The organism is Streptomyces shenzhenensis (genome assembly GCF_021462265.1).
Classification (GTDB): domain Bacteria; phylum Actinomycetota; class Actinomycetes; order Streptomycetales; family Streptomycetaceae; genus Streptomyces; species Streptomyces shenzhenensis.
Window position 1 is genome coordinate 15,879 of sequence record NZ_JAJONF010000074.1, and the last position, 11,179, is coordinate 27,057.

Sequence of the window (11,179 nt, forward strand, 5' to 3'; positions counted from 1 at the left end):
TGAGCGGCTGTCGGGGTCAGGTAAAACCACGCCACACTCCGCCGAACGGCGGTAACCCCTTTGGATCGTTTCGGCTCCGGCCCCCGCGCGCCGTCGACGTCCCGGACCGCAGTCCGGCGGGTCTCACCGTACGCAGTCGGGCGGGAGTGCGACGCGAGCGGTCCGGCGCTCGCCGTCGAGCACCCGCAACGCCCGTGCCAGCGTGTCCCCGTGGAGCTCCGTCTCGCCCCGCCGGTGCATCAGGGCGAGCGCGTCCCGCAGTTCGGACGCCGCGCGCACCAGCGCCTGCGCGGCGCGCAGCCCGCGGTAGGTGTCCTCGTTCTGCGCCGGATTGATCCGGCCCAGCAGATCCACCACGTCCAGGTAACGGTCGATCAGTTCACCTTCGGCCCGGGTCAGCGCGGGCAGCGGCGGCAACTCCGGCGGCAGCATCGGCGGTTCACCCCGCGTCCGGCAGGCCGAGCGAGGACCGGCGGCTGGGTACGACCCGGTCCACCAGGCCGTACGCCAGCGCTTCTCGCGCGTCCAGGACCAGGTCCCGCTCCAGGTCCCGGTGCACCTGCTCCGCCGTGCGCCCGGTGTGCCGGACGAGCATCTGTTCGAGCAGCGCCCGGACCCGCTCCAACTCCCCGGCCTGGATGAACAGATCACTCGGCTGGCCCTGCACCGGTTCCGGCAGCGACGGCTGCTGGAGCACGATGCGCGCGCCGGGCAGTACGGACCGCTTGCCCGGCGCGCCGGCCGCGAGCAGGACCGCCGCCGACGCCCCGGCCTGCCCGAGGCAGATCGTCTCCACGTCGCAGCTCACGTACTGGACGGTGTCGTAGATCGCGGCCATCGCGCTGAACGACCCGCCCGGGGAGTTGATGTACAGCGAGATGTCCCGCTCCGGGGCGGCGTGCTCCAGGTACATCAACTGCGCCATCACGTCGTTGGCCGAGGTCTCGTCGACGGGCGTGCCGAGGAAGACGATCCGCTCCTCCAGCAGCTTGGAGTACGGATCCAGGGTGCGCTGCCCCGCGGTCGTGCGTTCCGTGAACTCGGGCAGGACGTAGCGGGCGGACGGTCGGGTCATGGGTGTACCCCTCCTCGCGATGGAGACGGCCCAGCAGCCGGACTCTCTGTTGAAAATGTACAGGACGTACAGATCATTCAGGAGGGATTCCGCCGTCACCGAACAAGAGGTGATGTCCGGGGGCCCCGTAAGCTGGGTTCATGGCCTACGAGATTCCGGTGACCCAAGCCAGGGCTGAGCTCGCCGATCTGATCAACCGGGTGGTGTACGGCGGTGAGCGTGTCGTCGTGACGCGCCACGGCAAGCCGCTGGTCGCCCTTGTCTCCGCCGTCGACCTCGAACGCCTGGAAGCGCTCTCGGAACCCGCCGAGGACCACGTGGACCACGTGGTCAGCTCGGTCTCCACGGTCCGCGAGACCGCCGCCGTACGACCCGAACGCGGCCGCTTCGGCATCGCGGCGGAGCGGCGGGGAACCACGGGCGCCTAGGGTCCCCGCGTCGCCCTCGGCCCTCCCCGGGCGTTCGGGTGAGGGCCGTTCGGGTGTCAGGGGCTGCCGGGGTGTGGTGGGGCAGCCCGTCGACGAGCGGATCCGCTTCCGGGCGCCGGTCGTGCGGCTCATGTGCCGGTCATCAGGTGATCAAGGTCCGGTTAACGTCGCCGAAACTCCGGCAAACTAGCCTGCCGATCCACGCCACCTGGGGTTTTCCTGGCCGGATGGGGCCCGTGAGCCCCATCTGTCGCGGTGGCTGCGGCAACCGGGCCCCGCACGGTCCGGAGCGAGGACTGTGAGGTGGGACGTGCAACTGACCCCGCATGAGCAAGAGAGGCTGCTGATCCACGTGGCGGCCGACGTCGCCGAGAAGCGCCGGGCCCGCGGGCTCAGGCTGAACCACCCCGAAGCGGTCGCCCTCATCACGTCGCACATCCTCGAAGGGGCCCGCGACGGCCGTACCGTCGCCGAACTCATGGCTTCCGGACGCGAGCTGCTCACCAGGGACGACGTCATGGAGGGCATCCCCGAGATGATCCATGACGTGCAGGTCGAGGCGACCTTTCCGGACGGCACCAAGCTCGTCACCGTCCACGATCCGATCGTCTGAGGGGCCACCGATGATTCCCGGAGAGGTGCTCTTCGCCGACGAGCCCGTCGTATTCAATGCGGGCCGTGAGGTCACCCGGCTGACCGTCCTCAACGCCGCCGACCGGCCCGTCCAGGTCGGCTCCCACTACCACTTCGCCGAGGCCAACCCCGGACTGGAGTTCGACCGGGAGGCGGCGCGCGGCAAGCGGCTGAACGTCGCCGCCGGCACCGCGGTCCGCTTCGAGCCCGGCATCCCCGTCGACGTCGAACTCGTCCCGCTCACCGGTGCCCGGGTGGTCCCCGGGCTTCGCGGCGAGACCGGAGGTGCCCTCGATGCCTGAGATCTCCCGCGCCGCGTACGCCGACCTGTTCGGACCGACCACCGGCGACCGGATCCGGCTCGCCGACACCGACCTGCTCGTCGAGATCGAGGAGGACCGCTCCGGCGGCCCCGGGCTCGCCGGGGACGAGGCGGTCTTCGGCGGCGGCAAGGTCATCCGCGAATCCATGGGCCAGTCGCGTGCCACGCGCGCAGACGGCACCCCCGACACGGTCATCACGGGTGCGGTGATCATCGACCACTGGGGCGTGGTCAAGGCCGACCTCGGCATCCGCGACGGCCGGATCACCGGCATCGGCAAGGCCGGCAACCCCGACACCATGGACGGCGTCCACCCCGACCTGGTGATCGGCCCCGAGACCGAGGTCATCGCCGGAAACGGGCGCGTCCTCACCGCGGGCGGGATCGACGCGCACGTCCACTTCATCTGCCCGCAGATCGCCGACGAGGCGCTGGCGGCGGGGATCACCACGCTGGTGGGCGGCGGCACCGGTCCCGCCGAGGGCTCGAAGGCGACCACCGTCACCCCCGGCCCGTGGCACCTCGCCCGGATGCTGGAGGCGATGGAGCAGTACCCGCTCAACATCGGCTTCCTCGGCAAGGGCAACACCGTCTCGCACGAGGCGATGCTCTCCCAGATCAGGGGCGGGGCACTGGGGCTGAAGCTGCACGAGGACTGGGGGTCGACCCCGGCCGTCATCGACGCGGCCCTGACCGTCGCCGACCGGACGGGCATCCAGGTGGCCATCCACACGGACACCCTGAACGAGGCGGGATTCGTGGCGGACACGCTCGCCGCGATCGGCGGGCGCGGGATCCACGCCTACCACACCGAGGGCGCGGGCGGCGGGCACGCGCCGGACATCATGACCGTCGTCTCCGAACCGCACGTGCTGCCGAGTTCCACCAACCCGACCCGGCCGTACACGGTGAACACCGCCGAGGAACACCTCGACATGCTGATGGTGTGCCACCACCTCAACCCGGCGGTGCCGGAGGACCTGGCCTTCGCCGAGTCCCGGATCCGGCCCTCGACCATCGGGGCGGAGGACATCCTTCACGACCTGGGCGCGATCTCCATCATCTCCTCCGACGCGCAGGCCATGGGGCGCGTGGGCGAGGTGATCCTGCGGACCTGGCAGACCGCGCACGTGATGAAGCGGCGGCGGGGCGCGCTGCCGGGTGACGGACGGGCCGACAACCACCGGGTACGGCGGTACGTCGCCAAGTACACGATCAACCCGGCCCTCGCGCAGGGGCTGGCCCGGGAGATCGGCTCGGTCGAGACCGGCAAGCTCGCCGATCTCGTGCTCTGGGAGCCCGCGTTCTTCGGGGTCAAGCCGCAGCTCGTCCTCAAGGGCGGCCAGATCGCCTACGCGCAGATGGGCGACGCCAACGCGTCGATCCCGACGCCCCAGCCGATCCTGCCGCGCCCGATGTACGGGGCGATCGGACGGGCTCCGGCCGCCAACTCCTTCAACTTCGTCGCCCCGCTGGCGATCGAGGACGGGTTGCCGGAGCGGCTGCGGCTCGGGAAGCGGTTCGTCGCCATCGAGTCGACCCGTGGCGTGACCAAGGCGGACATGCGGGAGAACGACGCGCGTCCGCGGGTCGAGGTCGATCCCGACAGCTTCGCCGTGCACATCGACGGGGAGCTGGTCGAGGCGACACCGGCTGCGGAACTGCCCATGGCCCAACGCTACTTCCTGTTCTGAGAGCAGGTGGTCGGTGATGTCTCGGGCAGCGTTGCTGGTACTGGCCGACGGCCGCTTTCCCGCCGGAGGGCATGCGCACTCCGGCGGGGCGGAGGCCGCCGTCAAGGCCGGGCGGATCACCGGGGCCGCCGGCCTGGAGGAGTACTGCCGGGGGCGGCTGCACACGGCGGGGCTGGTGGCGGGCGCGGTGGCCGCGGCGGCGGTACTCGGTGCCGGCGTACGGGAGCTGGACGCCGCCGTCGATGCGCGGACGCCGTCGGCCGCGCTGCGGGGCGCGGCGCGCAGGCTCGGGCGGCAGCTGCTGCGGGCCGCGCGGGTGGCCTGGCCTGGTGCCGAACTCGAAGCCCTGGCCTTGGAGTTCCCCAAGGGGGCTCATCAGCCGGTGGTGCTGGGGGTGGTGGCTCGGGCGGCGGGGCTCTCGGCGGAGGACGCGGCCTACTGCGCCGCGTACGAGAGTGTGAGCGGGCCGGCCACGGCGGTGGTGCGGTTGCTGAGTCTGGATCCGTTCGAGGCCACGGGGGTGCTGGCGCGGTTGGCGGGGGAGGTGGACCGGGTGGTCGACCGGGCGGTGGAGGCGGCGCGGGAAGTGGTCGGTGGGGTGGGGGTCGATGCGTTGCCTGCGGCGGCGGGGCCGTTGGCGGAGATCGGGGCGGAGTGGCATGCGGGGTGGGCGGTGCGGTTGTTCGCGTCGTAGGGGGAGGCGCCCCCGCCGCCCCTGCCCGTCCCGTCCTCCAGGGGGCGGGCCCCCTTCGACCGCCCGCTCCGGGGGCTGCCGCCCCCGGACCCCCGCATCGGCCTGAACGGCCTCGTCCTCAAACGCCGGACGGGCTGGTAGTGGGGGGGCGAGGCCGGCTTCGTCCTCGGACGCCGGGCGGCCTGGGTAGTGGGGGTGTGGGCCGGTCTTCGTCCTCGGATGCCGGGCGGCTTGGGTGGTGGGGGTGCGGGCCGGTCTTCGTCCTCGGACGCCGGACGGGCTGAGGGTGGTGCGGGCCGGTCTTCGGCCTCCGGCGCCGGACGGTGGAAACACAGAGCCTGCTGAACAAGGAGTGAAACATGCATCTCGATCACGATCACCACCACGGTCCCGCCGCGCTCAGCGCCGACGCCCGTCGGCCCGACGGGTCCCGTCGAGCTCTCCGGATCGGGCTCGGGGGGCCGGTCGGGTCCGGGAAGACCGCTACCGTGGCCGCTCTGTGCCGGGTCCTGCGTGACGAGCTGTCCCTTGCCGTCGTCACCAACGACATCTACACCCGCGAGGACGCCGAGTTCCTGCTCCGGGAGGCCGTGCTGCCGCCGGAGCGGATCGCCGCCGTCGAGACGGGGGCCTGTCCGCACACGGCGATCCGGGACGACATCTCGGCCAATCTGGAAGCCGTGGAGGACCTGGAGGACGAGGTCGGGCCGCTGGACCTCATCCTCGTCGAGTCCGGTGGGGACAATCTCACCGCCACCTTCTCCAAGGGGCTCGTGGACGCGCAGATCTTCGTGATCGACGTGGCGGGAGGGGACGACATTCCACGGAAGGGCGGGCCGGGGGTGACGACGGCCGACCTGCTTGTCGTCAACAAGACGGACCTGGCGCCGTACGTGGGGTCGGATCTGGCGCGGATGGCCGCCGACGCCAAGGCGCAGCGGGCCGAACTGCCCGTTGTCTTCCAGTCGTTGCGCGGCCAGGCCGGTGTCGCGGACGTGGCGGCGTGGGTGCGGGAGCGGCTCGCGGCGTGGGCCGTATGACGGGGACGGGGGTACGCGCCGTCGCTCGGATCGTCGCCCGCGACGACGGGCGGGGCGGCACCTCGCTTCCCGTGCTGGAGGGGGAGGGCCCGCTCGCGCTGCGGCGTACCCGGGGGAGCGGTGCCGAGGCCCGGGTGATGGTCGTCGGGGCGATGAGCGGGCCGCTCGGTGGGGACCGGTTCGGGATCGAGGCCCGGGTCGAGGCAGGGGCCCGGCTGTGTGTCGGGTCGGCTGCCGCGACCATCGCCCTGCCGGGGCAGGGCAAGGAGGAGGCGCGGTACGACGTCCGGCTCGATGTCGCCGACGAGGGTGAACTGAGGTGGCTGCCGCAGCAGTTGATCTCCGCGGGCGGGAGCGATCTGCGCGTCCGCACTCAGGCCGATGTCGGCGCGGGCGGTCGGCTCGTGCTGCGGGAGGAGCAGGTGCTCGGACGCGTGGGGGAGGAGCCCGGGCGGCTCAGCAGCCGGCTCACCGTGCGTGTGGCCCGGAAGACCGTGCTGGATCAGGAGCTGGTCTGCGGGCCCGGGGCGCCCGGCGGCTGGGACGGGCCCGCCGTGCTCGCGGGACATCGGGCGGTGGGGCAACTCGTCGTCGTACGACCGGAGTTCGAGGCTAATCCGGTGGGGGCGCGGATGCTGGGGGAGTACGCCGCGCTCACTCCGCTCGCCGGGCCCGCGGTCTTGGTGACCGCGGTGGCGGGCGATGCGCTGCGGCTGCGGCGGGTGCTGGACGAGGCGTTGGACCAGTTGGGCGGGTGATCCGCTCAGCGGGACAAGCGGGATGCGAACGTCCGGCTATCGGATTGGTAAAGACGGCTGTTGGGCCCTGTTCTCAGGATGCTCACAGCCGGAAGGATCTCCCCTGACCGTTCATCATGATGCAGGGGGAGGGGCCCACTTGAGGGACAACCACAGATCGAGAAGCCGGGTGCTGGCGCTGGGTTCGGCCGGCGCGCTCGTCACGGCCAGCCTGATCACCGGCGCGCTCGCGGTACCCGCCGCCGGCGCCGAGGCCCGGCACGGCGGCCAGGACCGCGCGCAGCAGGGCGCGGCCATCGCGGCCGCACGGGCCGCCAAGGCCGGGATCGACTGGGCCGACTGCCCCACCGACTGGGCCCTGACCAAGCCCGTGCAGTGCGGTTGGGTCAGCGTGCCGGTCGACTACACGAAGCCCTACGGCAAGCAGATCAAGCTCGCCGTCGACCGAATAGGCAGCACGGGGACGCCGGCCGAGCGCCAGGGCGCGCTCGTCTACAACCCCGGCGGCCCGGGCGGCTCGGGGATGCGCTTCCCGCTCCGGGTCACCAGCAAGAACCCCCTGTGGGTCAACGCCTCGAAGGCGTACGACTTCGTGGGCTTCGACCCGCGCGGTGTCGGCCACTCCGCGCCCATCTCCTGTGCGGACCCGCAGGAGTTCGTGAAGGCCCCCAAGGCCGACCCGGTGCCGGACACCGAGGCCGACAAGACCATGCAGCGGGGGCTTGCCAAGCAGTACGCGGACGGCTGCGCCGAGCGCACCGGCCGCGCGATGCTCCAGCAGATGACGACCGCGAACACCGCCCGTGACCTGGACGTCATCCGGGCCGCGCTCGGCGAGAAGAAGCTCAACTACCTCGGTGTCTCCTACGGCACCTACCTAGGCGCGGTGTACGGGACGCTGTTCCCGGGGCATGTGCGCCGGATGATCGTCGACAGCGTCGTCAACCCGTCCCGGAAGAACATCTGGTACCAGGCCAACCTGGACCAGGACGTCGCCTTCGAGGGCCGCTGGAAGGACTGGGAGGACTGGGTCGCCGCCCACGACTCCGCCTTCCACCTCGGGACCACGCGGGACGCCGTCCAGGCCAAGTGGCTCCAGTTGCGCGCCACCGCCAAGGCGAACCCGATCGGCGGGGTCGTCGGACCGGCCGAGCTGATCGGCTTCTTCCAGAGCGCGCCGTACTACGACTCCTCGTGGGTCCCGGTCGCCAGGGTGTTCAGCAAGTACGTCGCCGGTGACACCCAGGCCCTGGTCGACGCGGCCGCCCCGGACCTCACCGACACCGCGGGCAACATCAGCTCGGAGAACGGCAATGCCGTCTACACCGCCGTCGAGTGCACCGACGCCAAGTGGCCCACCAGCTGGAAGAAGTGGGACCGCGACAACACCGAGCTCAACGCCCAGTACCCGTTCATGACCTGGGCCAACGCCTGGATGAACCTGCCGTGCGCCACGTGGCCGGTCAAGCAGCAGACCCCGGTCGAGGTCAGGACCCACAAGGGGCTGCCGCCGGTGCTGATCGTGCAGTCCACGCGGGACGCCGCCACCCCGTACCCCGGCGCCGTCGAACTGCACAAGCGCTTCAAGGGCTCCCGCCTGATCACCGAGCAGGACGCCGGCTCGCACGGCGTGACCGGCCTGGTCAACCCGTGCATCAACGGCCGCGTCGACACCTACCTGCTCACCGGCGCGCTGGACGGCGCGGACGTCACCTGCGGCCCGCACGCCACCCCGCAGCCGTAACCGCTCCGGTACGACGACGAGGGGCGGCCGGAACACTCCGGCCGCCCCTCACCCGTTCCGGTTCAGCTCAGCGGCGCCCGCGGGAACCTGCGCTCCTTCTCGCCCCTGGCCGCCGCCTGTTCGGCCTTGACGACGGCCGCGTACTCGTCGACGTACTCCTGCTCGGACAGGGTCAGGATGGCGTACATGATCTCGTCGGTGATGGCGCGCAGGACGGCCTTCTCGCTCTCCATCCCGGCGTAGCGGGAGAATTCGAGTGGCTTGCCGAAGCGGATCACGACGGGGTGGATGTTCGGGATGACCTTGCCGGGCGGCTGCGCCTCGAACGTGCCGATCATCGCGCAGGGGATCACCGGGACACCGGCCCGCAGCGCCATCACCGCGACCCCGACCTTGCCCTTGTACAGGCGGCCGTCGTGCGAGCGGGTGCCCTCCGGGTAGATGCCCAGCAGCTCGCCCTTGCGCAGCACCCCGAGCCCCTCCCGGATCGCGGCCTGGCCCGCCTCCTTGCCGGAGCGGTCCACCGGGATCTGCCCGGCACTGCGGAAGAAGAAGGCCGTCAGCCGGCCCCGCACCCCCGGCCCCGTGAAGTACTCGGCCTTGGCGAGAAAGGTGATGCGCCGCTTGAGGACGGCCGGCATCAGGAAATGGTCGGAGAAGGAGAGGTGGTTGCCGGCGACGATGGCCGGTCCGGACGACGGCACATGTTCCAGGCCCTCGATCCGCGGCCGGAACACCCCTCTCAGCAGCGGCCCCAGCAGTACGTACTTGAGCAGGTAGTAGAACACGGCTCTCTCCTCACTTCACCAGCTCCCGCTGGAACTGCTGTTTTCCCAGGTCGGATCGTCAATGGCGAGCCCGGGGCGATGTGCGCCCATCGTCATCTGCGGCCATGTTCGATCGCACTCATGCTGACCTTTTGCCCAGTTACTTGATGGGTTGTCAGGTAGCCCGCCCCCTGGAAACCCGGTCCGGAGCAGACGGACGAGCCCGCCGCCACCTGTGAGAATTTCACCAGGTCGGACGCTGAGCCGTGCGCCGTTGCCGTTCACGGGTGGACGGCCGCGAAGTGAACGCTCAGGGCGAGGTGGCCATCTCGCTCGAACACGGCAGGGGTGGTGCATGCCCCCCGGCCGCGTCCGAAGGGCCTGCACACAGGGCGAACGGTTGCGGCCGGCCACTCCCGCCCTTCCATGCGGCCGACGAGCCAGTTGGTGTCTCCCGCCGAAATCCGGCGTCTTGCGCGTCGCCGGCTCACCGGCCGTCCGCAAGCAGGCGGACAAGCGGGCCGCCCTCGCTCCGGCGCAGGTCATGGCGGAAACGGCAGCAGAAAGCCGGTGGAGCGATACCGCCCTCAACGCGGAACGCGGCGATGGAGGCCGGAGATGAGTGCTCCGCGCCCCTCGAACGCATGGGGTGCCCGGCGTCATCACGGAGCCTCCCGGTGCGGTTGGGTTGCCGGCACTGCCGGGAGCCACTTCGGTGACGACCTTGCTTGACCGGCAGCCGCAGCACCAGCAGGTACACCGGGGCGAGCGGAAAGCCGCCGCTGTTGGCGGGCAGCCCGGCCGCGGTACTCCATGCCGCTGTGCGCCGGTCCGCATACCCCCGTTCCCGGTACGCGGCCGAAGCGGCCAGGGCGATCGGCGTCGCCGGCGCACCGGTTCCGTACGGCAGGGGTGTGCCCACGGCGGATCCATCAGCCCCGGACAGCCCGGCGCCGGTTGGGGGGAGGTGATCGTTCGGGCGCTGGTTACCGGGCTTGCTACGCGGCAGTACGTGATTCCGCGGTCAGCAGCGGGCGCAGCGCGCCGTGGTTCAGGGCCGCGACCAGTGGGGTGGCCCAGCGGCGCAGCGCGAGGCTGGTGAGGTAGGCGACGGGGAGGGCGAGGATCACGGAGCCGAGGACGTCGTGCGGGTAATGGGCGCCGACGTAGACCCGGGAGAAGCCCTCCACCACGGCGAACACCGCGGCGATGGCGCTGAGGCGGCGGTCCAGCAGGAACAGTGCGGCCACGGTCGCGGCGGCCGTGGTGGAGTGGCCGCTGGGGAAGGCGTAGTCCGACGGCGCCGGGCAGGAGTCGACCAGGTAGGCGTGGGGCATCGACCGGCAGGGCCGCACCTCACCCACGATCTTCTTGACCACCTCGGCGGCGGCGAAGGCGGTCACGACCGCGACGGGCGCGGCCAGGGCGACCGTCATGGCCTGGGGGCCGCGGCGGCGTGCGTTCCACCACCCCATCAGCATGAGGACAGCGAAGACACCCAGGCCCAGGTTGGTCCACACCTCCATGGGGGTGTTGAGCCATTTCGTATCGCGGGCGAAGTCGGTGACGGATGTGAACAACGAGCCGTCGATACCGGATCCGTCGAAGGCCAGTCGCGCAGGTGCCGCTGCTGTCATGGGCACGTCCTTCCGTAAGCCTGAGGCGACGCGAACGGCCCGGCGTCGCCGGTCGACTCCCATGCCCGCGACGGCATGCCGGCGACAGTTCAGTGAATCGGTGGTGTCCGCCGGGTAAACATACTACATGTTGTAGAAGTATGCCTGCGTGCCCCCCCAGGTCATTGACCAGGTCCCTCCCGATCGTCGGCACGGGGGGAGCCCGGCGTGCGGTCCGTGCGTACCGCCGGCGTGCTCAGCCCGGTGGGCGGGGACCGCGATCGTGGCGGGGCCGCTCGCGAGGTGTGCGGGGCTGCTGCCGGATCGCCCCGTTTCGCCGATCCGGCCGCCGATCCTGTTCCGTCGCGCCGGCAGCCGGGGCCGTACCGGCGCCCCGCCTCTGCGCAG

General features: G+C 71.4%; 12 protein-coding genes. 8 read left to right on the forward strand and 4 right to left on the reverse strand.

Annotated features, from left to right (window positions below):
- Nucleotides 1-123: 123 nt before the first annotated feature.
- A complete protein-coding gene (locus LQ326_RS44375; protein ID WP_046730013.1) occupies nucleotides 124-432 on the reverse strand; it encodes a hypothetical protein in 309 nt (102 codons plus the stop codon).
- A 7-nt stretch (nucleotides 433-439) separates the two neighbouring features.
- A complete protein-coding gene (locus LQ326_RS44380) occupies nucleotides 440-1,075 on the reverse strand; it encodes an ATP-dependent Clp protease proteolytic subunit (protein WP_234544806.1) in 636 nt (211 codons plus the stop codon).
- A gap of 140 nt (nucleotides 1,076-1,215) precedes the next feature.
- On the opposite strand from LQ326_RS44380, the gene LQ326_RS44385 reads away from it, so the two are divergent.
- From LQ326_RS44385 to LQ326_RS44420, 8 genes are all read left to right on the forward strand, one after another.
- On the forward strand, nucleotides 1,216-1,503 hold the full coding sequence (locus tag LQ326_RS44385) for a type II toxin-antitoxin system Phd/YefM family antitoxin (protein ID WP_234544807.1): 288 nt from the start codon (nucleotides 1,216-1,218) through the stop codon (nucleotides 1,501-1,503).
- A 310-nt stretch (nucleotides 1,504-1,813) separates the two neighbouring features.
- The gene (locus tag LQ326_RS44390; RefSeq protein ID WP_181806610.1) at nucleotides 1,814-2,116 is read left to right on the forward strand and encodes an urease subunit gamma; all 303 of its coding nucleotides are present in this window, start codon (nucleotides 1,814-1,816) and stop codon (nucleotides 2,114-2,116) included.
- A gap of 10 nt (nucleotides 2,117-2,126) precedes the next feature.
- Nucleotides 2,127-2,438, forward strand: coding sequence for an urease subunit beta (locus tag LQ326_RS44395; protein ID WP_234544808.1), 312 nt, complete (start codon nucleotides 2,127-2,129; stop codon nucleotides 2,436-2,438).
- Complete coding sequence (locus tag LQ326_RS44400) at nucleotides 2,431-4,152, forward strand: urease subunit alpha (RefSeq protein WP_234544809.1); 1,722 nt, start codon at nucleotides 2,431-2,433, stop codon at nucleotides 4,150-4,152. Before LQ326_RS44395 ends, LQ326_RS44400 begins: the two co-directional genes overlap by 8 nt.
- 16 nt (nucleotides 4,153-4,168) lie before the next feature.
- The gene (locus LQ326_RS44405; protein ID WP_234544810.1) at nucleotides 4,169-4,846 is read left to right on the forward strand and encodes an urease accessory protein UreF; all 678 of its coding nucleotides are present in this window, start codon (nucleotides 4,169-4,171) and stop codon (nucleotides 4,844-4,846) included.
- A gap of 359 nt (nucleotides 4,847-5,205) precedes the next feature.
- Complete coding sequence (ureG, locus tag LQ326_RS44410) at nucleotides 5,206-5,886, forward strand: urease accessory protein UreG (RefSeq protein ID WP_234544811.1); 681 nt, start codon at nucleotides 5,206-5,208, stop codon at nucleotides 5,884-5,886.
- The gene (locus LQ326_RS44415) at nucleotides 5,883-6,644 is read left to right on the forward strand and encodes an urease accessory protein UreD (RefSeq protein ID WP_234544817.1); all 762 of its coding nucleotides are present in this window, start codon (nucleotides 5,883-5,885) and stop codon (nucleotides 6,642-6,644) included. Before ureG ends, LQ326_RS44415 begins: the two co-directional genes overlap by 4 nt.
- 139 nt (nucleotides 6,645-6,783) lie before the next feature.
- Nucleotides 6,784-8,388: an alpha/beta hydrolase gene (locus LQ326_RS44420; RefSeq protein WP_234544812.1), complete on the forward strand. Its 1,605-nt coding sequence runs from the start codon at nucleotides 6,784-6,786 to the stop codon at nucleotides 8,386-8,388.
- Between the two features lie 62 nt (nucleotides 8,389-8,450).
- On the opposite strand, the gene LQ326_RS44425 is transcribed toward LQ326_RS44420, so the two are convergent.
- On the reverse strand, nucleotides 8,451-9,176 hold the full coding sequence (locus LQ326_RS44425) for a lysophospholipid acyltransferase family protein (protein WP_234544813.1): 726 nt from the start codon (nucleotides 9,174-9,176) through the stop codon (nucleotides 8,451-8,453).
- A gap of 977 nt (nucleotides 9,177-10,153) precedes the next feature.
- Nucleotides 10,154-10,792, reverse strand: a complete 639-nt coding sequence (locus LQ326_RS44430; protein ID WP_234544814.1) for a phosphatase PAP2 family protein — start codon at nucleotides 10,790-10,792, stop codon at nucleotides 10,154-10,156.
- Nucleotides 10,793-11,179 lie beyond the last annotated feature (387 nt).

Coding starts and splice junctions, on each gene's coding strand:
- ureG (WP_234544811.1), top strand. CDS start 5,206: ATGCATCTCGATCACGATCACCACCACGGTCCCGCCGCGCTCAGCGCC.
- LQ326_RS44415 (WP_234544817.1), top strand. CDS start 5,883: ATGACGGGGACGGGGGTACGCGCCGTCGCTCGGATCGTCGCCCGCGAC.
- LQ326_RS44400 (WP_234544809.1), top strand. CDS start 2,431: ATGCCTGAGATCTCCCGCGCCGCGTACGCCGACCTGTTCGGACCGACC.
- LQ326_RS44375 (WP_046730013.1), bottom strand. CDS start 432: ATGCTGCCGCCGGAGTTGCCGCCGCTGCCCGCGCTGACCCGGGCCGAA.
- LQ326_RS44380 (WP_234544806.1), bottom strand. CDS start 1,075: ATGACCCGACCGTCCGCCCGCTACGTCCTGCCCGAGTTCACGGAACGC.
- LQ326_RS44405 (WP_234544810.1), top strand. CDS start 4,169: ATGTCTCGGGCAGCGTTGCTGGTACTGGCCGACGGCCGCTTTCCCGCC.
- LQ326_RS44430 (WP_234544814.1), bottom strand. CDS start 10,792: ATGACAGCAGCGGCACCTGCGCGACTGGCCTTCGACGGATCCGGTATC.
- LQ326_RS44385 (WP_234544807.1), top strand. CDS start 1,216: ATGGCCTACGAGATTCCGGTGACCCAAGCCAGGGCTGAGCTCGCCGAT.
- LQ326_RS44395 (WP_234544808.1), top strand. CDS start 2,127: ATGATTCCCGGAGAGGTGCTCTTCGCCGACGAGCCCGTCGTATTCAAT.